This window comes from Pseudomonas sp. PA-1-3F, assembly GCF_021609665.1.
Classification (GTDB): domain Bacteria; phylum Pseudomonadota; class Gammaproteobacteria; order Pseudomonadales; family Pseudomonadaceae; genus Aquipseudomonas; species Aquipseudomonas paracarnis.
In genome coordinates, this window is the sequence record NZ_WJZD01000014.1 from 100,127 (window position 1) to 119,279 (window position 19,153).

Sequence of the window (19,153 nt, forward strand, 5' to 3'; positions counted from 1 at the left end):
TCCTGCCCTAGGCCAGCGAGATCAGTGCCACTGATCATCGGCCCATAACGGCGGCTGAATTCCCAGTTGTAGGGCACGTGGTCTTTGCTGATCCCGTTGTCCCAATTCACCGACCAGGTCATCAGGCCCTTGATCGACAATCCTTTGTCGTGCAAACGCTTGAATGTATTGGTCACGGCTGTCGGGTTGACTACATAACCGGTGGCAGCCGCATCGACGTTGGCGGGCAGGCCAATGACGAACTTGTCTGCCGGGATTTTGGTAAACCCGCGCGTTCCGCTCACCAGACTTTCGGTCAGGTAAAACAGAAAGTCCTCTTTCATTGCGTCGTTGTTCTGGGCAATCCAGGCGCCGTTGCCATTGTTGACCTCCTGCACCCAGATGCCGTCGCCCCCCTGGTTGTAATACTGCGGGGCGATGAAGTCGTAATAGCCTTCCAGCGCCTGGATGTAACCGACGTATTTGCCGGCGGTGGTGAGGTACGGAAACTCCGGTGCCATGCTGATGATGAAGTGTTTGCCTTGACCTGCGTAGTGGTCCTTGACCAGTTTCAAGGCGGCGGGCAGGACAGTCTTGTTGTCGGCGAAATCAATCGCGCTCTGTTCAAGATCGATATCCAGGCCATCAAAGCCATAGGTTTCCACCAGGCGGATAATTTCGCTGGCCAGTGGCTGTTCGTTGCCTTTATGCAGTTCGATGTGTGCATCGGCGCCGCCAAGGGAAATCAGCACCGCCCTGCCCTGGCTGTTCAGCACACTCACCTGGCGACGGAACTCGGCGTCGGACAGCTTGTACGGGGTGAAGGTTGGGATACCGCTGCCCTTCATGAAGGCCACGGCCACCACGTTGTAATCCTTTGGCACATCCACCAGGCTCATATTGGCGAACTGGCCACGCTGGTAGCCATCGCTCGGGCCGGCAGGCCAGTTGTGCCAGAAGCCCATGAGGATCTTTTTGCCGGCAATGCTCGGCATCAGCGAAGCGGCATCGTTGAGCGGCGATTGCAGTGAGGTAAAGTCAATCTTTGACATGTTCTAATCCTTCAGAACGTGTGGGTTTAACGGTGCGGGCTTATTTGAAGTCCACATCGAAGGCTTGATAGAAGGCGTTGCCGGTGTTGGCGACGATCCACATCAACACAATCACATGCTGGCCCTTCTTGTTGGCCGGCAGTTTCACTTCATGATTGACCTTGGCCTTCAGTTCGCCTGCATGGCTGTAGTACGGCACCTGGGCATAGAAGTCTTCAGCGAACGGCTGGGTTTCCAGTTGTGCGCGGGTGATGCGCTGTTTCGGATCCCAGCCATCCTTGGTGATCAGCCAGCGATAGCCACGGGTGGTGTGCGGCGCGGTGTATGCCCAAGTGACCTTGAAGGTCTGACCCGGCTCGACATTGAGCAACGGCCAGGTGAAGGCGCGGCCGAGTTGCTTGGCCATTTCCTCGTGGGTGAAGTTGATGCAGTCACGGGCATCGGTCTTGCCACCGCTGAGGATGAAGCCGTCGGCTGGCGGGGTGACGCTGTCACTGTCGGTTTGGTAAGGCGCCGGGAACGGACCGGCCGTCAGTGCCGGGAAGTTCTTGCCGCCTTCCATTTCATTGACCTGCCAGGTCTCCAGCAGGCCAAGATCCACGGCGACTGCGCCACGGCTGGAAGGGGATGTGACACGACCATGGCGAAGAGGTGTCTGGGTTTGTGGTTTGTTCATGTTGTGACTCCATTCACTTGATTAAGAACTCTCCCTTTCTTGAAGGAGAGGACCTCAACCTAACGGAGTGGCTTTTTTTTGCCACAGGCCCATTTTTCACTCATTTTCGGTTCATGAGCGCGCAGACCTGCAAATACTGGATATATAAACAGTATTATAGGGAAACCCTTACGCTTCCAGAGGTCGATTTCCTACAAGACCATGCGCATTTCAATACAGCTTCTCTGTACCGATGGCAGCCGTTTTTTTAGGGGGGGTCGCAGTAATCGGTCGCACCGTCAGTTCCACCCCCAATGCCAGCATCAGCTTCTGGACCGTCTCATAACGCGTCTTTGAGCCGCCTTTCAGGGTTTTATACAGGCTCTCCCGATTCACCCCCGCCGCTTCGGCAACCTTGTTCACACCCTGGGCCTTGGCAACCTCGGCCAGCGCTTTCATAAGGACTTGCGGGTCATGGCACGCCATGCTTTGCGCAAGATAGGCACTGATGGTTTGCGGGCTATCAAGGAAGCGTGAAGCCTCATAGGCACTGGTGCCGGATGTATCCAGCTCGAGGATCGGCATGTCCTCTGGTTTGAATGTTGACTGACTCATGTCATTGACCTCTCAGGGCATCAAGAATCTCTTTTGCCCGCTTGATTCCTCGTTTCTGGTCGGTTTTATCGCTCCCCCACAGCATCAGGTAAGCGGTGACGCCCGTGCGCACAAAGTAAATCCTGTAGCCGGGCCCGACAAACACGCGCATTTCACTCATGCCATCGCCTACAGGCTGGCAATCGCCAAAATTGTTTTCTTCGGCTCGATCCAGGCGGATCAGCACAGCCGTTTTTCCCCACACATCCCTCATACCGTCGAGCCATGTATCGAACTCGGGCGTCCTGCCAATCGTATTGATCACAGAGTCATATGTAGCCTACTGGCTACTTCTTGTAGATGCCAGTGAATTTTTAATGTCGGTGTGCACCGCCAGAAAAAATCCTAGTCCAGCCTCCGCGCAGGCAGCCGGGCAATACTATTAGCGCTTGTGTCCTCAGGCACCGAGTCGCCTTGGAGTAGCGCCATCAACCCTCACACATCGTCCACCCACTTGAAAGATCGCTGAGTGGTTGTGACCACATTCATGACTGCTCGGCGATTTTATCTAGGGTAATTAAATCAGCCCCCCTCACCCGATATTGCAGAGCGTCTGACTGTCAGCTATCGTCCATAAAGGCACAACGCCATCTAACAAAAGGACTCGAAAATGAGCACAGTACAACGACTGGCTATGCTCGTTTTGATGGCGACACTTAGTACCGCCTGTATGCCACAAGGGCCCTATCGAGTAACGCCTGATCCTGCGCCTGGCCCAGACGGCCGGATTACCCCACATAAAACACTCGACGCGCAAAAAACCATGCAATGTGCGGACTCAGACGAGAAAAACCAAAACTGTATTTACTTTGTTGAATTTGACGAGTTTGGTAATTCATTTAGTCGGCGCCAGTTGGACTCAGGCGTGAATACAGCTCGAGACGTCGCGCGATCTGGGGGCAACATTATTGTTTATATCCACGGGTGGCATCACTCCTCCAGAGTCGACGACAGTGACATTGATAATTTTCAAAACCTGGTAACCAGATTCGGTAATACAAAAAACACACCGAATAAAACAATGGGCATTTATGTCGCTTGGCGCGGCGACTCTATCGACAAGCAAACTCCGCTCGTCGGCTGGAGCAGCTATTTACTTACATTCTGGGATAGAAAAGCTACAGCGCATAACGTTGGAAATGGCGGCGGGGTTTCGGAGCTTCTACGCAAGCTATCTAATATCCGCGAAATGAACCCCGACTCCCGTTTAATCGTGATTGGGCACAGCTTTGGCGGAGCAATTCTTTATTCCTCCATCTCACAGACGCTTGGGGACCAAATCCGCCGCGACGCATACGGGAGCGAAAGCTCGAAAGCGACATCGGTTGCCGACTTAACGCTTCTAGTTAATCCTGCCTTCGAAGCTATGCGCATGAAACCGCTCTTTGACTTGGCAAGATCCTATGAGTACTACAGTCCTCTCAGACCGAGTTTGGTGGTCGTCACGACCACTGCTGATTGGGCTACGAAGGATGCCTTCTCATGGGGCAGAAATTTAGGAACCTTATTTCAAGCATACCCGGACAAATATTACCGGGCTTTGAATACTACGGCGATAGGGCACTATGAGCCCTACATCACTCATCAGTTAGTGGCAGCAACTTGCACAAGCTCTACGCTCGACCCACTTCCACTGGAGGCCATCAATAAATCCCCAAAAGACTTATGCATTCCAGGTACTGGAGCCGACGGAGTGTCAGCTTTATTAGTTACTCGTTGCGAGAAAGCTTATGACTGCGAACGTGTAATAGGGGATAAATATTTGGCACGAGGTCCTATTGACGAAGGCTTCATCCCCTATCGATTTCCGATTTCAAACATTCGAACTGACGCATCGGTGATGACGGGACATGACGATATCTGGAATGACACGATGTCGAATTTCATTTATCAGTTAATGCTAGTGATCGTTGAACGCCCAATGGCAATGCCGGCGCCGATAGAGTAATTTCACCTTATCTGAACCTCTTGGAGTTCCAGATGAGCGAACGATTCTATCCGCCACACCCACTTCGAAGGACTTCCTATGAAGCCCCCTGAGATCAGCACATTCATTCCCCAATGGCCCTCACTCGGCATCGGCACTCGCGCCGCCTGGTTGATAGCCCAGGACTGCGAAAACCAAGTCCTGGGATTGCTTTCACGCCTCGGCGCAGGCTACCGCCGCCACGGAAACTGCGCCATCCACGAAACGGCCACTGTCGAAGAAGGCGCTGTGCTGAAGGGGCCGATCATCATCGGTGAAGGCTCATTCGTAGCCACAGGCGCCTACCTGCGTGGCGGCGTTTATCTGGGCAAAAATTGCATCGTGGGCCCAAGCTGCGAGTTGAAAAGCAGCTTCATGCTTGCCGCGAGCAAGCTGGCGCACTTCAATTTTGTCGGCGACTCGTTGATAGGCGAAGGCGTAAATATTGAAGCCGGGGCGATCATTGCCAATTACCGTAACGAACTGGATGGGGCGGCTATCAAGATCCGCTACGCAGACGATGTGATCGAGACTGGCGTGAACAAATTTGGTGCCTTGGTAGGTGACGGCTGCAAAATCGGCGCAAATGCCGTCATTGCTCCAGGCGCAATATTAGAGCCAAACAGTCGTGTTCCGCGTTTGGGGTTGATTGACCAGTTCGCCTACGAGTAGCGATAGCCTGTAGACATGTCCTACAGCGCGCTGCACCACCTTGCTCCGTTGCCTACAGTTGCGTCAGAATCCGCCGGCTTGTGCGCTTGGATGGGCGTCTCTAAGGTGGCTCGGTCGCTGACAATTCAGTGATCGGGTTTAGTAGCCCGAGTGACAACATAAAGTGCATGAGCCTCATCAATCAGATGTTCTTGTCTGTGCTTGATGGTGGCTGTGCGCAGGGCGCCCTCGGGCGCGCCGGCTTTGTGTGTTTCCCCTGTCTACTAACCTGCGTACAGCCGCCACCCTTTCGTTTAGTAGCGAAGATCGACTTCACGACGACTCGACAGCGCCTTGCGCCGATCAGGCCCTCGGAGCCTGGCGGGCGCTCTTTCTCTTGGAAGACGCTGGAGCCGCCCCATCCTCGCGCAGACGATCAATCAGCATCTGCGCATTCTCGGCACATGCCATGCCCTCGGGCCTACCTTCGATGCCCTTGATGACGTTCAACAACTGAGCCTTGTTGTGAGCCAGCCGTTGTTGCAGGACCTCGATTTCCTCGACCTTGTGCTTGAGCCCGATGAGCAGCTCGTCATGCTGCCAACCACCGGCACTTCTGGGCATTAACTGCCGGATTTCCTCCAGAGAAAAACCTGCCGCCTGGGCACCCTTGATGATCTCCAACACCGCCTCGGTGCCGGGCGCATAGTCTCGATAGCCGTTGGATTTACGCGCAACCGATTGGATCAGGCCGCTCGCCTCGTAAAAGCGGATGCGTGAGGCCGCCAACCCGCTGATTTTTGCCAGCTCGCCTATTCTCATGTCCCATCCATAAAAACCATTGACCTTGAAGTTGACTTTAAACCTAAAGTCATTGGGCGGCCAAGGCGCCCGTTACCCTCTACCTGAACGGTCCGTTTCAGGTCATGCTGCGCCCTTCATTTCAAGGACGAAAAAAGCATGAAAGCCCCCCTCGCCGCTCTGCTGCTGATGTGCCTGAACGCTCCCGCATTCGCCGCAGACAACCCCGTCGGCTTCCAAACCACCACCTTGCCGGACACCCACAACAACCGCCCATTGGAAATGGCCGTCTGGTACCCCGCCACTACCACCGCGCAACCCAAGCTGATCGCCGACAACCTGGTATTCATTGGTGTGCTTGCGGTACCTGATGCCGCACCAACGCCCGGCAAGCATCCTTTAGTGGTGCTCTCCCACGGCTACGGTGGTAACTGGGGCAAGCAGGCGTGGCTGGCCAGTGCGCTGGCCCGGCAGGGTTATATCGTGGCGGCGTTGAACCACCCTGGCACTACCAGCCAGGATCGCAGCGCCGAGGCCGCTGCGCAGTTGTGGCAACGGCCCAAGGATTTGAGCCGGGCCATTGATGCGCTGTTGGCGCAGCGCGAGCCATTCGGTGCAGTGGATAGCGGCCGGATCGCGGTGGTGGGTCATTCCCTCGGGGGTTGGACGGTGATGGAGACGGCCGGTGCACGTTTCGACCCGGCGCTGTTTGCCCGGGACTGCAGCGCCCATCCGACGCTGGTCGCGTGTACCGCCTACCGTGAGATGAACCCTGAGGGCACTCCGAACGGGAAGGCGCAATTGGCCGCGGACTTGAGCGACAAGCGCGTCAGCGCCGTGGTGTCTTTGGACCTGGGCCTGTCGCGCGGGTTTACCGATGCAAGCCTGGCGGCGCTGCCGGTGCGGGCGTTGGTGCTAGCGGCCGGTGTACCGTCAGCGGATTTGCCAGCGCAGATGGAATCGGCCGACATGGCCAAGCGGCTGCCAAAAGCCTCGACGCAGTACGTGCAGATCAGCGACGCCAATCACTTCAGCTTTATGTTGCAATGCAAACCCGGCGCGGCGGCGGTACTCGACGCGGATGTGCCCGGTGACAGCATCATTTGCCAGGACGGCGAAGGCGCACGGCCACGGCCCGTGATCCAGCAGCAGATAACCACGCTGATCACCCAGTTCCTGGCGCGCTGAGCCTGTGGCGAGGGAGCTTGCTCCCGCTGGAGTGCGCAGCGCTCCCAGCTTTTTTGGGGCCTCTAGGCAGCCCAGCGGGAGCAAGCTCCCTCGCCACAGTTACCGGCTCCGCCTTAACTGACTGGTATTAACCCAGCGCCCGGTCACATTTGTTGAAACTGGTATCATCCGCACCTTTCCCCTTCAGGCAACGAAACATGAACCGCCAGAAAAAACTCCAGCAGCTCTTCAAGGCCAAAGCCAAAAAGGCCAGTGCCAAGCTGGCGCCAAAAAGCAAAGACAGATACATCAGCAAGGCCGACCGTTTGAAGCTGGAAACCGAAGTTGGCCAGGACCCGGTTACGTCCCCCGAGACGCCTGCTGAGTAAGGCGCATGGCTGAAGGGGTTGCCGCTTCATATTTAGCCCAGATCCGCCGCAGATGACGCGCCGAACCAAAGCCTGCGCGTTCGGCGACGGTTTCAATGTCCAGGGCCGACTCGGCCAGCAGTTCGCGGGCTACGGCCAGGCGCAGGCGGTGCAAGTAATCCAAGGGGCTGATCTGTACGTGCTCCTGGAACAGGCGCGCCAGGTGCCGGCTGCTGGTGCAGGCCAGGCTTGCCATGCGGGTGAGTGTCCAGGCTTCGCAGGGGGCGGCGGCGATGGCGTCTTGCACGCGATGCACCGCCGGGTGCAGGTGATTACGCCCGGTTATCCAGGGCGACAACTGTGGGTCGCTGCCGCTGCGGCGCAGGTACACCACCATGTCTCGCGCCACCGCGCACGCCAGCCGTGGCCCGGCCAGTTCGGCAACCAGGTGCAGCATCAGGTCGATACCCGCTGTGACACCGGCGCTGCAACTGACCGCGCCATCGGTGACGTACAGGCGGTTTTCCAAAACCCGGGCCTTGGGGGCGAGGGCCTGCAAGGTGGCGCACAGAGAATGATGCGTGGTGCATTGGCGCCCATCGAGCAGCCCGGCCCTGGCGGCACTCAACGCGCCGGCGCACACGCACACTAGATGCTCGGCCGAGGGCGCGAAGACGTTATGCAGCCACTGGGTGAGCTGATGGCTGGCCGATTCGAAGGCCTTTTGGTGGGTTTTCGACACGTTCATCGTGGAGCCCACCAACACCACCAGCGTACCGGGGACCAGGGTCGGCGGCAGCGGCGCCAGCCCCGTCAGCGGCAAGCCGATGGAGGTGTGCAGCGTTGCTACCGGGCTGACGTATTGCAAGTCGAAATCCACCGCCGCCGGGTCATCGACCTGCGCGGCCAGGCGCAGCACTTCCGCAGGCCCGGCCAGGTCGAGCATCAGCACGTTTGGCAATAGCACGAACAGCACCGGTACGCTCACCGCTTCACTCTGCCAGGGCCTGGGCGACCGTTACGATGCGGGCGAAGCGGTCATCGAGGACCAACTCCGTGCGTTCGCGAATCTCGGCCGGCGTATAGACCCGGCCGCTACGCGCGTGGGTCATCGGGAAGGTCAACGTCGCCTCGCTGACAAAATCCACCTTGAAGCCGCTGTCCGCAGCCTGCCGCGTGGTGGTCTCGCAGCATTGCTCGGTGCGGATGCCGCTGATGATCAAGGTGGTGACGCCCATTTCCACCAACCGAGCGGCCAGTGGCGTACCGGCCAAAGCACTGTGATAGCGCTTGTGGATGACCAACTGCGGATTGATCGATAGCTCGCTCAATGCCCTGACGTTGCCCGACTGCATGGAGAAATGCCCCAGGTCTTCAACATGGAAGACTTGTATCACCGGGATGCCCCGCTGAATACAGCCGTCGATGAGCGCCTGCTGTTTTTCCAGGTAGTCGGGCAGGTCATTTTCGGACCAGTAGGTTGAATGGCGGAAGGAATGTTGCGCGTCGATCACGATCAGGGCTTTATGGGTCATGGACAGTCCTTGTGGCTTGCATCTGCGGGTAAGCGATGCACGCCATGGTAAGGACCACCCACAGTGCGCGACAGACGCAAGGCAGACTACTTCAGGACGGATTCGGACATGTCACCGGGCACGCCATGGCACAACGGCTGCCGGGTTCGAAGCCATGGGCGTACTCATCCGCCAGGATCGTTTCCATACGCGAATCAAGGTAAGGGGCAAAGCCAAGGCGCCGGTAGAACGGAGCATTCCAGGGTACATGCACGAAGGTGGTCAGCGTCACCGCACGCAGGTGTTGGGCGCGGGCATGCTCTATCGCCGTTTCCACCAATCTGCGCCCCCAGCCCTGGCCTTGCAGCGGCTGGGCAACCGACACTTCATGGATATGCAGGTCGTCGCCAAAGCGTTCTGCGCTGAGGAAGCCTTGAGGGTGATCGTGGTGATCAACCACCACCCAACAGGTCGATAGCGCGATCCACTGCCGATGGCACTCGACGCCGATCGGCGCGGCATCCGCCAGCCAAGCCAGCCCTTCGATTGCGCGAAATGCCTGGGCTGCGCTCTGCTCGATGGCGGGCAACAAACCGGCATCTTGCGCGCGCGCCAGGCGAATGTGGGTGGACTGCTCAGCAGCCACTCAAGGCCACCTGGGGCCGTTCGCCCGCAAAGAAGAAGGGCCGCAGGCGCACGCCCACGCCGTTGCCGATAAAGGCCGCCACCAGCCACACCCAGCCATGCAGGCTGCCCGAGGCGATGCCACTGAAGTACGCGCCGATGTTGCAGCCATAGGCCAGGCGCGAACCGTAGCCAAGCATCAGGCCGCCGATCACAGCCGCGATCAACGAGCGCGCTGGAATATTCAGGCTGGGCGCGAAACGCCCGGCCAGGCCAGAGGCCAGCAGCGCGCCGAGGACAATGCCGATGTCCATGACGCTGGTGATGTCTTCCCACACCGGTGCAGCCAGGGCCTTGGCATTGCCCGGCATCTCCCAGAATGCCCAGCTGGCAACGTCCACGCCCAGCCCGCTCGCCACCTTGGCGCCCCACAGCGCGAACGCCGAGGTAATGCCCCACGGCCGCCCAGCCAAGGCCAGGGTGGCGTAGTTGAGCAGCGCCAGGCCAATCGCGCCCCACACTAACGGCCATGGCCCACGCAGAAAGCGGCGTAGCCCTTGGTGCTCGCTTTGCACGCCTTGTTCAAGTTGACCATAGCGACGTTTTTCCAGGCGCACGGTCACCATAGCAATCAGCGCGAACACCGCCAGGCTCAGGACCAGCGCCGGCAGCACACCGAAACTTTTGACAATGGAAACCGCCGGGAACGATGGCAGTGCAAACCACCAGTCGACGTGATGGGTGGCGATCAACGAGCCACAGATAAAGAACAGCAGTGTCACCAACATCCGCGCATTACCGCCGCCGACGGTGAACAAGGTTCCCGACGCACAGCCGCCGCCCAGCTGCATGCCGATCCCGAAGATAAACGCCCCGAACACCACCGACACACCCGCCGGCGCCACCAGCCCCACGACCGGCTGACCGAACAAAGTGCCTGCGCCCAGCGCCGGGAAAAACAGCAGCACCGCCACCGCCAGCATCACCATCTGCGCACGCAAGCCAGCGCCACGCCGATCATTGATAAACACGCGCCAGGCCGAGGTGAAACCGAAGGCTGCGTGATACAGCGTCAGGCCCAGCGCGGCGCCGACCACCAGCAGCAACACCTGGCGTGCGCCGACCATGTTCTGCAGGAACAGCGCGCCCGCCACCAGGATGATAAAGGCAATCAGTGGCGCGACGGGCTTGCGCACGGGCGTCAGGGAAAGAGACGTGCTCATGGGGTTCTCGATTGATTGGAAGGAGGCAAGTATAGCCTCAGAAGGAATTTGATCAGGTGGGCCATTACCGAAAGGATCATCGTTTGAACCACCGCTTTCGCAGCCTCGCTAAAGCTCGACAGCTCCCACAGGGGATCGGCTGTGTATGTGGAATCACGCTTTGCAGGACCATCGCGCCAAACACAATTCTCGACAATAACACCGCCCAAATGTGGGAGCTGTCGAGCTTTAGCGAGGCTGCGAAGGCGGCGGCACAGGCAACCTCTTCATCGCCTGAACTACCGCTTTCGCAGCCTCGCTAAAGCTCGACAGCTCCCACAGGGGATGGAGGACTGACTAACCCAGGCTGATCGACGTCCACGCTGCTTCAGCCAGCAGTTCGCGGTATTCAAATGGGCTCTTTTTGACCTTCGCCGACAACCACGCACGCGAATAACTTTCCGCCGCGCCAATGATCAGCGAAGGGATCAGCTCGGCAGGCAAGTGACTGAAATGCTCCTTGCGCCCTTCCCCGCTCATCCACTCCTTCAACTGTTGGTTGCGCTGTTTATTCAGCAGCCTGGCGTGCCAAATGGCGCCCTACTTCAGCACCATCACTCCCGAGATCGCGGAGCTCAAACCCAACCATGCGGTGGTCACCGTGCCGTTTCGCAAGGAAATCACCAGTCACCTGGCCTCGGCGCATGCCATCGCACTGTGCAACGCCGCCGAACTGGCCGGCGGCATGATGACCGACGCGTCGATCCCCGCAGGCGCACGCTGGATTCCCAAAGGCATGACTGTTGAATATCTGGCCAAGGCGAAAACCGATATCCGCGCTGTTGCCGATGGCAGCGCTATCGATTGGCAAACCGCCGGAGACAAGATCGTGCCGGTGGAGATCTTCGATGCGGGCGGCGTCAAGGTCTTCACCGCCCACATCACCATGAATGTGAAGCTCGCTTAGGCACAATCGTTCAACAGACTCCAGGTGCGCCGTCTGCCGGCGGCGTGTCCCGTACATTCGTAAAATCAAGAACGACCGTAAACCGCTGTTGCTCGCGGATCACCTCAATCTGCCAGCCCAGCTTTGCGCACAACTGCCGCATCAACTGCAACCCAAGCCCATATCCAAAATCATCGGACTCCTGCCGCGGCTTGACCTCACTGATGTAATTGGCAATCACCAGCCGGGGGTATTTGAAACTGATATCTACCGTGCCCTCTTCCGCGTATTGCAGCGCATTGCGCAGGAAGTTACCGATCACGATACGGCACGCCGTAGGGGGCAGCCGGCAAGGTTCGTTGTGGATGTCGATGCTTAGCTCAATATCCCGGTGACCGATCAGGTAGCGGTGCCTTTCAATCAGTTCGCCAACTACCTCGCTCAGATTAACGTCTTCCTCGGGCAACGACTCTGGACGTTCGCGGCTCATCCACAGCAATGTCTCGGCGATGAGCTGCATATTGAGCACCGAGCGTTCTACGCGCTGCAACGAGGGTGGTAGCACACCACCCGATTGCAGGGCCAACAATTCGATATTGGCCTTGAGCACCGCCAGCGGCGTGCGCAGTTCATGGCTGGTGTAGCGCAACAAGCGGCCTTCACGCTGGCTGGCGGCCTGCACTTGTTCAACACTTTTGGCCAGGGCATCGGCCAACATATTGAACTCCTTGAAGTTGAAACCCGGCCGCTCGCTGGCCAGGGCGTCAGGATTGTTCAGGGTGCTGGACCATTGGATCAGACGTCCCAGCGGACGCACCAACCACCACACCAACAGCGCGATGATAATCAGCGCCGGCACGAATACGGCCAGGCTGATGAGCTGGACGCTTTCCAGTACCTGGTCAAAGTAGGCGTCGGACAATGGCGTCTCCACCTCACCCCCTACCTCCTTATCGTGGTCGATGTCATACATGTAGAGGGTTTTGCCGTCGCCCAGAGGTTGTTCGAGAACTATATGGAACGGCGCCTCGTCGTCATCGGAATAGAGATCGCCGAAGATATTCACCGCACCAAAGGACAGGCTCGGCGGTGCATTCAGCAACTCGCGCACGTCCTGCGGCAACGCCTCCTTGCCGATGACGCTGGTGTAGTAGTAATTGTGCGGCGTCGGCGTGGTCGGGTCCTGTTTGTAGTGCCGGAGAAAATACAGGGCTTCCTCCTCCATCATCGCGCTGGCGGTGTAGAACAGGCCGCGCACGGTGAATTCAGGTAGCAGCCTGCTATAGATCACCAGCACCACCGCAATCAGACACAGGAAACTGCCGCTGATTACCCACTTCAGGCTCAGGCCGCTACGCATGGGCCTTTACCTGGATGCCGACACCCGCCAGGGTATGGATCAATGGCCGGCCAAAAGGTTTGTCTACCGTCTTGCGCAGCCGATGCATATGCACTTTGAGCGTATTACTGTCAGGCGGCTCATCGCCCCAGATTTTGCTTTCCAACCGCTCCCTGGGAACAGGCTCGGGGCTGGCGCGCATCAAGTGCTCCAGCAAGGCCCAGCAAATGGGTGACAGATGCAGCTCCTGCCCTGCCCGGCTGACTTTACGGGTGGTCAGCTCCATGACCAAGTCGTCCACTTGCAGGCGGCTGGTCTGGCCGCTGCGCCGCAGGCTCAAGGCGCGAATCCGCGCCACCAGCTCGGCAAGCTCGAACGGCTTGACCAGGTAGTCGTCGGCTCCCGCAGCAAAACTGGCGAGCTTGTCGGGCAACGCATCCAGCGAGGTCAGCATCAGGATGGGGGTCTGGATGCCTTGCTGGCGTAACCCTGCGCACAACTGCTGGCCGTTCAGTCGCGGCAGCATGATGTCCAGCAGAATGACGTCGTAATGCTGGTTGAGCGCCAGGTTGAGCCCGGCCTGGCCATTGCTGGCGTGATCGCAGACGATACCGCTGATCTCCAGGTACTCGATGACAGTGGTGGCCAGGTCCAGGTTGTCCTCGACCAGCAGCAGATGAATATGCACGGAAAAACCCTCGGGCAGATGGTGCTCAGCGGTGTGAAGGATAGCGGAAGTCGGGCCGTTTCCTGCGATGTTTACCTGGTGTTAACCCCGTGCTGCTTAGGCTAAGGCTCTTCTTATCCAGAGCTCGTCACCGTCATGAACCTGTATTCGATGATCAAAGGGGTGCTGTTAGCCGTGATTTTCCTCGCGCTGATGGTGGGCATCCTTCCACAGCAAACTCAGTTGGTACGCATGGGAGGCAGTGGCTGGTTTCTGATTGGCCAGAATGTTGAGCAGACAGGGTCGTGTCATGTCACCCGTGCGTCGTGATGAGCTGGGCGCCAGCTATGCCAGCCAGTTGGTCGCCTGCGTGGTGCTGGTTATTGGTGTGGCGGTTTCGATGGGTGTCTATATCGCGCGCTTGAATGCGCACCTCGATGAGCAACGCAACCTGACCTCGGTGTATCTGCCCGACTGCCCTGACGGCCGTGGTGGTTTTATGGTCTATCCCGATGACAGGCGCAGTGGTGACGAGTGCTACACCGCGCAGGAAGATGAGTCGATGGATGTCGATGAGCTGCAGCGGCTATCAGGCTGGAGCCTTGCGCAACGGTTCGACTCCATCCCGCCAGCGGCTCAATCACCGCGCACGTTTTAGATGCACAGCCTTTATGCTTACCCAGTGCAGGCGCCGGGCCGCTCTAAAGCCGCTGCGCTGGAGGCAGACTTGCTGCCAGGCCAGGTCGCCAACGGCGAGCTGCGCAGCGCACCAGAACACCCTCTCAACGTTTCACGCCTGAACATGCCGCCGCGTTGATCACTGTCATTGCCAGTTGAAACACATACTGCCAATACTCCACCACACCATTCATCAGCCCCGCTGGCGAGTACACTCGACAGCAATGCCCACCAGGACAACCCTGCTGGGCAGGTTGCTGCTGATTATCATGGAAACTTGAGAAGGACACTCAAATGGTACGTGCCGTTACTATCCTCACCGAGAATTTTTCTGACTGGGAGCCCGCGCTGATCAATTCCACGGGCCGTGCCTACTATGGCTTCGAGACTTGTTTTGCCGCTCCCGGTGGCAAGCAAGTGACATCATCCGGTGGCATGACCATCATTCCCGACCTGGCCATCGAGGCCATTCGGCTGGACGATGTCGACTTGCTGATTGTGCCAGGAGGCCCGATCTGGAAAACAGACAAGGCACCCGCCATCGAGGCGCTGGTCCGTGAGGCTCACGCCAGGAACATTGTCGTGGCGGGGATCTGTGACGGTACCCGCGTACTGGCCAAGGCTGGAGTGCTGGATCACTTGCAGCACACCTCCAATTCCGCTGACAACCTCAAGCAGGTGCATTATCGCGGAGCAGATTATTACCAGGACGTACCGTACGCCGTTGCCGACCAGGGTGTGGTCACGGCTCCTGGCAGCGCGCCGGTCAGTTTCATGGCGCAAATTCTCGACACCTTGGGTTTGAAAGACAAGAAGCTGGATGCCTACCTGGCCATGCATGCGGCTGAACATATTCACGGCTGAACCCTTTCCCTCTACCTCTCCCCTCACCTCGGCGCTGCGGCCTGTTACCGGGCCGTAGCGCGCTTCACCGTTGAACCGCTCCTCCAATACTGCGCCGACAACTGCCCCCTGTTGACTCTCCACTGCTGAACCGCAGTTCCACCTCTCTGGATCTGGGCAACGCATTGATCCTGATCGTGGCCGTCGCCGCGACCGTCATGGCTGTGATGGGTTCTGGCATTGAGCATGTTCCTGGCCAGCGCATGGCGCTTCTGCTGCTGGGTGTTTTGAGCATCGCGGTGGTACTGCGTCGTTGCAAGCGCTCGGAAAACGGCATTATTCCAGCACGCCTGATGACGCGCTCTCCGCGCGTGGCTGGTTACGCCATCGTCGCTATTCTCGCAGCGACCTCCGGTGCCCTGTTCTATCTGGGTGTGCTGTTGCTGCAAGACTATCTCGGCCTGACGCCGATGCAGACGGGCCTGGCGTGGCTGCCCTTCTGCCTGGGTTTCTTCCCTGGGATCTTCCTTTCGCAGTTGGTCATGCAGCGCTGGAATTCCCAGGCCGCCACCGTGATCGGCCTGGCAACTTCGGCTCTGGGTTTCGCTTTGTTTGCCTTCGGTGTACCCCTGCACAGCTACTGGCTGGGAATGCTTACGGCGATGCTGGTGACCTCCATCGAGTTCGGCTGTGTCGCCCCAGTCGCCCAGTCGTTGGCCACCAGTGACTTTAGTGGTCAAGCGGGTGCAACGGGCGGTGATCAATGCCACAACGCGGCAGCACATCGAACCGGCAGCGTTGTATCCCGAGGGCATGTCTACACGTACCGCCGGTTTCGAACTGCCGTTCCCCCCAGTTGTTCAACGCCTGGAACTCACGCAGCAAAGGCACTCGCATCGACTTGGGTGACAACCAGTGGATGAGCCTGCAGCTATTGACAGCTCCGCGTCATACCCAACTAACCGCGTCGTCTCTCAGCGCTTAGCAATCAACGCTGAAGCAACGTTTTTTAGCATAACGGTTTCGCGCTGAATGGACTGCCCCATCGATGACTCCTGACGCTGCATAACGGCTTCATTGTGCGTGATGGCTTCATGCAGGTTGATCCAGACAGGCCGCATACCATTAGCGATTTCGTGGCTTTCCATTCTCACGGGCTCTAGTTGGGGCGCTACTTCGCATTGATAAAAATGCGAGGTCATGTGCATCAGATCGTACTGTGGCTTCCAGTAGGGCCGGTACTCCTCGATGTAACCGTAGTGCTGGAGCACCTGTATTTCACGGGCACCAGTCTCTTCCTCAAGCTCACGCTTCAGGCCTGTGACAATGTCCTCGTCACCATCAATGCCGCCTCCAGGAAAGCTGAAGTCGTTATAGCGCTCGGTGAACAGCAATAGGATCTGTTCATCCCGCATTACGATGCCCCGTGCTGCATGTCGACGGAATACTCTGCCCTGTTTGGATTTCAGCTCGGGGTGAACAATTTCAGTTATGAGTTGCATGTGGTCTCGTTACGGCAAGATCAGTTAGTCATCGTCCAGGGTGGCCACGGCATTTCCGCAGTTCTGGAAATACTGTGGCCAGTGGAACTGGCTCAGCGAAGCAGCAATACGGGTAAAGTGGATGTTCGCAGCATCGTCGTGGTCGTGCTGCCTACCAGAAACTGCCTGATGCGTGAGTGCCCGTACGCCCCCATGACCAAGAGGTCAATGCCGTGCTCTGCCTGATACGCATGAAGTACCGACTCTACTTCGCCCGGGCGGATCTCGGCATGCACTCGCGGGCCAGAACTGGCGAGTGTGGCTAGTGCTTTCTCCAGCTCGTTCTGGTTTTCTTCAGAGTCCGTACCAACCATGACGATATGAATTGGCAGGCCTTCGCACAGCGGGCTTGAAGCAAGCATCTGTATGGTCTTGTGGCCTGTAGCGCTGCCGTCAAATGCCACCATGACCGTTTCAGGTTTCCTGAAATGGCTGGTTGTAATCAGGATGGGGCGGTGGATAGTTCGGACTACCGCTTCAATCTGGCTGCCAAGACTTTGGGCACTGTGCGTGCTGTCCTCACCGACTCTTCCAATCACCAGTAATCGAATATCGTCTTGGAGATCGCTCAGGCTCTCGACGAGATGGCCATGGCGCTGCTTCAGATCAGGTGACATTGCGCCAGAGATGACTGTTCGCTCGCGAGCTTTTTCAAGCATGTGCTGCCCATGCTCCAAGGCCAGTTTTGCCCGCTGCGCATCCAGCGTGGCCAACTCTTCCAGTAGATGTTCTCTGCTACCGAGACCGATATTGCCGCTGAGGTCAGCGGATGCAGGATATTTTTCCTTATCCAGCACATGAAGCAAGGTCAGGGGAGCGCTGAGTCGTTGCGAAGCCCATGCTGCGTAATCGCAGACCGCCAATGAGGATTGTGAGTTATCAATGCATGCCATTACGTGGTTCATTGTCGTTCTCCTTAGTGGCTCATGAGCTTGTCGATGGCACCGGGTTTGTCATGCACGCCGAAGCGGTCAACGATTGTTGCGCTGGCTTCATTGAGACCGAGCACTTCAACCTCAGCGCCTTCACGGCGGAACTTGATCACGACCTTATCCAGCGCTGCGACGGCAGTGATATCCCAGAAATGCGCCTGTGTGAGATCGATGGTGACTTTGTTGAGAGCTTCCTTGAAGTCAAAGACTTCAGTGAACTTGTCCGCAGAGCTAAAGAACACCTGGCCCACGACGTGGTAAGTCCGATGCGATTCCGTCTCTTCCAGAGTGCTCTTGATATCCAGGTAGTGCCCAACCTTATTGGCAAAGAACAGCGAAGCCAGCAACACACCTACCAGTACGCCATAGGCCAGGTTGTGAGTGGCTACGACGACCACGACGGTCGCCACCATGACAAGGTTGGTCGACAGCGGATGCTCTTTCAGATTACGCAAAGAATCCCAGCTAAAGGTGCCGATGGACACCATGATCATCACAGCCACGAGTGCCGCCATAGGGATTTTGGAGAGCCATTCGCCAAGAAATACCACCATCAGCAGCAGGAAAACGCCGGCACACAATGTCGAGAGACGGGTGCGGCCACCAGATTTCACGTTGATGATCGACTGGCCGATCATGGCGCAACCGGCCATGCCACCAAGCATACCGGCAGCGATGTTGGCCACCCCCGGGCCTTTGCACTCGCGATTTTTGTTGCTGGTGGTATCGGTAAGGTCGTCGACGATGGTCGCGGTCATCATTGATTCGAGTAGACCCACTACTGCCAACGCAGCCGAGTACGGGAAAATGATGCGCAGGGTTTCAAAATTCAGCGGAACTTCAGGCCAGAGGAAGATCGGAAGCGTATCAGGCAGTTGACCCATGTCACCTACGGTGCGGATATCCAGCCCCAGGTAAATCGCGATAGCAGTCAGGGTCAGGATGCACACCAGTGGTGAGGGAATCAGCTTGCCGATCTTAGGCACGTATGGAAACAGGTAGATGATTCCGAGACCTGCTGCGGTCATGGCGTAGACGTGCCAGGTGACATTGGTCAATTCAGGCAGCTGCGCCATGAAAATCAGAATGGCCAATGCGTTCACAAAACCAGTGACCACAGAGCGAGAGACGAAGCGCATCAGCGAACCAAGCTTCAGGAATCCGGCGAGAATTTGGAGTACCCCACAGAGCAGCGTGGCCGCCAGCAGATACTGAAGCCCGTGATCTTTTACCAAGGTGACCATCAACAATGCCATCGCACCGGTAGCTGCCGAGATCATCCCAGGGCGACCACCCACGAAGGCAATGACAGCACAGATACAGAAAGAGGCGTAAAGCCCGACCTTTGGGTCAACGCCGGCGATGATGGAAAAGGCGATGGCTTCCGGGATAAGCGCGAGTGCGACCACTACCCCCGCGAGCACGTCGCCACGGACGTTGGAAAACCACGTTTGTCGTATCCGTCCGGGCAATACACCTTACTGGCCCGTCATTCCTGGCCTTTCAAGCGGAGTTTCTATGCGACCGCTATGCCACAGTATTAACGTTAAATTTTCACCCGCAAAATGGATGCG

The 19,153-nt window shown here is 57.8% G+C and carries 23 protein-coding genes and 2 pseudogenes; 10 read left to right on the top strand and 15 right to left on the bottom strand.

Annotated features, from left to right (window positions below):
- Positions 1-32: 32 nt before the first annotated feature.
- From GIV26_RS12265 to GIV26_RS12280, 4 genes and pseudogenes are all read right to left on the bottom strand, one after another.
- Positions 33-1,031, bottom strand: a pseudogene (locus GIV26_RS12265) (chitinase); the annotation flags it as partial.
- Between the two features lie 40 nt (positions 1,032-1,071).
- Complete coding sequence (locus tag GIV26_RS12270; protein WP_034126182.1) at positions 1,072-1,707, bottom strand: lytic polysaccharide monooxygenase auxiliary activity family 9 protein; 636 nt, start codon at positions 1,705-1,707, stop codon at positions 1,072-1,074.
- A gap of 210 nt (positions 1,708-1,917) precedes the next feature.
- Entirely contained in the window at positions 1,918-2,301 is a 384-nt protein-coding gene (locus tag GIV26_RS12275; protein WP_056785934.1) for an addiction module antidote protein, read from the bottom strand.
- A gap of 1 nt (position 2,302) precedes the next feature.
- Entirely contained in the window at positions 2,303-2,605 is a 303-nt protein-coding gene (locus GIV26_RS12280) for a type II toxin-antitoxin system RelE/ParE family toxin (protein ID WP_236280742.1), read from the bottom strand.
- A 345-nt stretch (positions 2,606-2,950) separates the two neighbouring features.
- Between GIV26_RS12280 and GIV26_RS12285 the strand changes: the two genes are divergently transcribed.
- Both GIV26_RS12285 and GIV26_RS12290 read left to right on the top strand, forming a co-directional pair.
- A complete protein-coding gene (locus GIV26_RS12285; RefSeq protein WP_236280744.1) occupies positions 2,951-4,288 on the top strand; it encodes a hypothetical protein in 1,338 nt (445 codons plus the stop codon).
- 78 nt (positions 4,289-4,366) lie between these two features.
- Entirely contained in the window at positions 4,367-4,978 is a 612-nt protein-coding gene (locus GIV26_RS12290; protein ID WP_236280746.1) for a DapH/DapD/GlmU-related protein, read from the top strand.
- A gap of 342 nt (positions 4,979-5,320) precedes the next feature.
- On the opposite strand, the gene GIV26_RS12295 is transcribed toward GIV26_RS12290, so the two are convergent.
- The gene (locus GIV26_RS12295; RefSeq protein WP_236280748.1) at positions 5,321-5,779 is read right to left on the bottom strand and encodes a MerR family transcriptional regulator; all 459 of its coding nucleotides are present in this window, start codon (positions 5,777-5,779) and stop codon (positions 5,321-5,323) included.
- A gap of 138 nt (positions 5,780-5,917) precedes the next feature.
- Between GIV26_RS12295 and GIV26_RS12300 the strand changes: the two genes are divergently transcribed.
- The gene (locus GIV26_RS12300) at positions 5,918-6,946 is read left to right on the top strand and encodes an alpha/beta hydrolase family protein (RefSeq protein WP_236280750.1); all 1,029 of its coding nucleotides are present in this window, start codon (positions 5,918-5,920) and stop codon (positions 6,944-6,946) included.
- Between the two features lie 197 nt (positions 6,947-7,143).
- Positions 7,144-7,314, top strand: coding sequence for a DUF2986 domain-containing protein (locus GIV26_RS12305; RefSeq protein WP_105227431.1), 171 nt, complete (start codon positions 7,144-7,146; stop codon positions 7,312-7,314).
- Here GIV26_RS12305 and GIV26_RS12310 read toward each other — a convergent pair.
- The 5 genes and pseudogenes from GIV26_RS12310 to GIV26_RS12330 all read right to left on the bottom strand — a co-directional run.
- Entirely contained in the window at positions 7,286-8,281 is a 996-nt protein-coding gene (locus GIV26_RS12310) for a GlxA family transcriptional regulator (protein WP_236280753.1), read from the bottom strand. The two genes, GIV26_RS12305 and GIV26_RS12310, sit on opposite strands and share 29 nt — an antisense overlap.
- Positions 8,282-8,285: 4 nt before the next feature.
- Complete coding sequence (locus GIV26_RS12315) at positions 8,286-8,828, bottom strand: cysteine hydrolase family protein (protein WP_236280755.1); 543 nt, start codon at positions 8,826-8,828, stop codon at positions 8,286-8,288.
- Between the two features lie 91 nt (positions 8,829-8,919).
- Positions 8,920-9,453, bottom strand: coding sequence for a GNAT family N-acetyltransferase (locus tag GIV26_RS12320; protein WP_236280756.1), 534 nt, complete (start codon positions 9,451-9,453; stop codon positions 8,920-8,922).
- On the bottom strand, positions 9,443-10,654 hold the full coding sequence (locus GIV26_RS12325) for a YeeE/YedE family protein (protein WP_103299821.1): 1,212 nt from the start codon (positions 10,652-10,654) through the stop codon (positions 9,443-9,445). Before GIV26_RS12325 ends, GIV26_RS12320 begins: the two co-directional genes overlap by 11 nt.
- A 336-nt stretch (positions 10,655-10,990) precedes the next feature.
- A pseudogene (locus tag GIV26_RS12330) lies at positions 10,991-11,206 on the bottom strand (TetR/AcrR family transcriptional regulator); the annotation flags it as partial.
- A 19-nt stretch (positions 11,207-11,225) separates the two neighbouring features.
- On the opposite strand from GIV26_RS12330, the gene GIV26_RS12335 reads away from it, so the two are divergent.
- Positions 11,226-11,600 (top strand): hotdog fold domain-containing protein, encoded by a 375-nt coding sequence (locus GIV26_RS12335; protein ID WP_236280758.1) that lies wholly within the window; start codon positions 11,226-11,228, stop codon positions 11,598-11,600.
- Positions 11,601-11,610: 10 nt separating this feature from the next.
- Here GIV26_RS12335 and GIV26_RS12340 read toward each other — a convergent pair whose 3' ends face one another.
- The gene (locus GIV26_RS12340) at positions 11,611-12,939 is read right to left on the bottom strand and encodes a sensor histidine kinase (RefSeq protein WP_236280760.1); all 1,329 of its coding nucleotides are present in this window, start codon (positions 12,937-12,939) and stop codon (positions 11,611-11,613) included.
- Complete coding sequence (locus tag GIV26_RS12345; protein WP_034126172.1) at positions 12,932-13,606, bottom strand: response regulator transcription factor; 675 nt, start codon at positions 13,604-13,606, stop codon at positions 12,932-12,934. The genes GIV26_RS12340 and GIV26_RS12345 overlap by 8 nt, the downstream gene beginning before the upstream one ends.
- 135 nt (positions 13,607-13,741) lie before the next feature.
- Between GIV26_RS12345 and GIV26_RS12350 the strand changes: the two genes are divergently transcribed.
- The 5 genes from GIV26_RS12350 to GIV26_RS12370 all read left to right on the top strand — a co-directional run bounded on the left by GIV26_RS12350 (position 13,742) and on the right by GIV26_RS12370 (position 16,029).
- Positions 13,742-13,915, top strand: a complete 174-nt coding sequence (locus tag GIV26_RS12350; protein WP_167514240.1) for a hypothetical protein — start codon at positions 13,742-13,744, stop codon at positions 13,913-13,915.
- Positions 13,896-14,243 (top strand): hypothetical protein, encoded by a 348-nt coding sequence (locus GIV26_RS12355; protein ID WP_054896305.1) that lies wholly within the window; start codon positions 13,896-13,898, stop codon positions 14,241-14,243. Before GIV26_RS12350 ends, GIV26_RS12355 begins: the two co-directional genes overlap by 20 nt.
- Entirely contained in the window at positions 14,244-14,402 is a 159-nt protein-coding gene (locus tag GIV26_RS12360) for a hypothetical protein (protein ID WP_155290827.1), read from the top strand.
- A gap of 155 nt (positions 14,403-14,557) precedes the next feature.
- A complete protein-coding gene (locus GIV26_RS12365) occupies positions 14,558-15,127 on the top strand; it encodes a type 1 glutamine amidotransferase family protein (protein ID WP_236280763.1) in 570 nt (189 codons plus the stop codon).
- Between the two features lie 164 nt (positions 15,128-15,291).
- Positions 15,292-16,029, top strand: coding sequence for a hypothetical protein (locus GIV26_RS12370; protein WP_236280766.1), 738 nt, complete (start codon positions 15,292-15,294; stop codon positions 16,027-16,029).
- A gap of 51 nt (positions 16,030-16,080) precedes the next feature.
- Here the strand turns inward: GIV26_RS12370 and GIV26_RS12375 are convergent, their stop codons facing one another.
- The 3 genes from GIV26_RS12375 to GIV26_RS12385 form a co-directional block, all read right to left on the bottom strand.
- Positions 16,081-16,608, bottom strand: coding sequence for an NUDIX hydrolase (locus GIV26_RS12375; RefSeq protein WP_236280769.1), 528 nt, complete (start codon positions 16,606-16,608; stop codon positions 16,081-16,083).
- Between the two features lie 92 nt (positions 16,609-16,700).
- Positions 16,701-17,552, bottom strand: coding sequence for a universal stress protein (locus tag GIV26_RS12380; protein WP_236280771.1), 852 nt, complete (start codon positions 17,550-17,552; stop codon positions 16,701-16,703).
- A gap of 11 nt (positions 17,553-17,563) precedes the next feature.
- On the bottom strand, positions 17,564-19,051 hold the full coding sequence (locus GIV26_RS12385; RefSeq protein WP_236280773.1) for a SulP family inorganic anion transporter: 1,488 nt from the start codon (positions 19,049-19,051) through the stop codon (positions 17,564-17,566).
- Positions 19,052-19,153 lie beyond the last annotated feature (102 nt).

Bases quoted from the DNA above. Each gene is read 5' to 3' on its own strand.
- GIV26_RS12365 (WP_236280763.1), top strand. From the start codon at position 14,558: ATGGTACGTGCCGTTACTATCCTCACCGAGAATTTTTCTGACTGGGAG.
- GIV26_RS12285 (WP_236280744.1), top strand. From the start codon at position 2,951: ATGAGCACAGTACAACGACTGGCTATGCTCGTTTTGATGGCGACACTT.
- GIV26_RS12315 (WP_236280755.1), bottom strand. From the start codon at position 8,828: ATGACCCATAAAGCCCTGATCGTGATCGACGCGCAACATTCCTTCCGC.
- GIV26_RS12355 (WP_054896305.1), top strand. From the start codon at position 13,896: ATGTCACCCGTGCGTCGTGATGAGCTGGGCGCCAGCTATGCCAGCCAG.
- GIV26_RS12335 (WP_236280758.1), top strand. From the start codon at position 11,226: ATGGCGCCCTACTTCAGCACCATCACTCCCGAGATCGCGGAGCTCAAA.
- GIV26_RS12325 (WP_103299821.1), bottom strand. From the start codon at position 10,654: ATGAGCACGTCTCTTTCCCTGACGCCCGTGCGCAAGCCCGTCGCGCCA.
- GIV26_RS12300 (WP_236280750.1), top strand. From the start codon at position 5,918: ATGAAAGCCCCCCTCGCCGCTCTGCTGCTGATGTGCCTGAACGCTCCC.
- GIV26_RS12350 (WP_167514240.1), top strand. From the start codon at position 13,742: ATGAACCTGTATTCGATGATCAAAGGGGTGCTGTTAGCCGTGATTTTC.
- GIV26_RS12375 (WP_236280769.1), bottom strand. From the start codon at position 16,608: ATGCAACTCATAACTGAAATTGTTCACCCCGAGCTGAAATCCAAACAG.
- GIV26_RS12360 (WP_155290827.1), top strand. From the start codon at position 14,244: ATGCACAGCCTTTATGCTTACCCAGTGCAGGCGCCGGGCCGCTCTAAA.
- GIV26_RS12340 (WP_236280760.1), bottom strand. From the start codon at position 12,939: ATGCGTAGCGGCCTGAGCCTGAAGTGGGTAATCAGCGGCAGTTTCCTG.
- GIV26_RS12305 (WP_105227431.1), top strand. From the start codon at position 7,144: ATGAACCGCCAGAAAAAACTCCAGCAGCTCTTCAAGGCCAAAGCCAAA.
- GIV26_RS12270 (WP_034126182.1), bottom strand. From the start codon at position 1,707: ATGAACAAACCACAAACCCAGACACCTCTTCGCCATGGTCGTGTCACA.
- GIV26_RS12380 (WP_236280771.1), bottom strand. From the start codon at position 17,552: ATGAACCACGTAATGGCATGCATTGATAACTCACAATCCTCATTGGCG.
- GIV26_RS12275 (WP_056785934.1), bottom strand. From the start codon at position 2,301: ATGAGTCAGTCAACATTCAAACCAGAGGACATGCCGATCCTCGAGCTG.
- GIV26_RS12290 (WP_236280746.1), top strand. From the start codon at position 4,367: ATGAAGCCCCCTGAGATCAGCACATTCATTCCCCAATGGCCCTCACTC.
- GIV26_RS12295 (WP_236280748.1), bottom strand. From the start codon at position 5,779: ATGAGAATAGGCGAGCTGGCAAAAATCAGCGGGTTGGCGGCCTCACGC.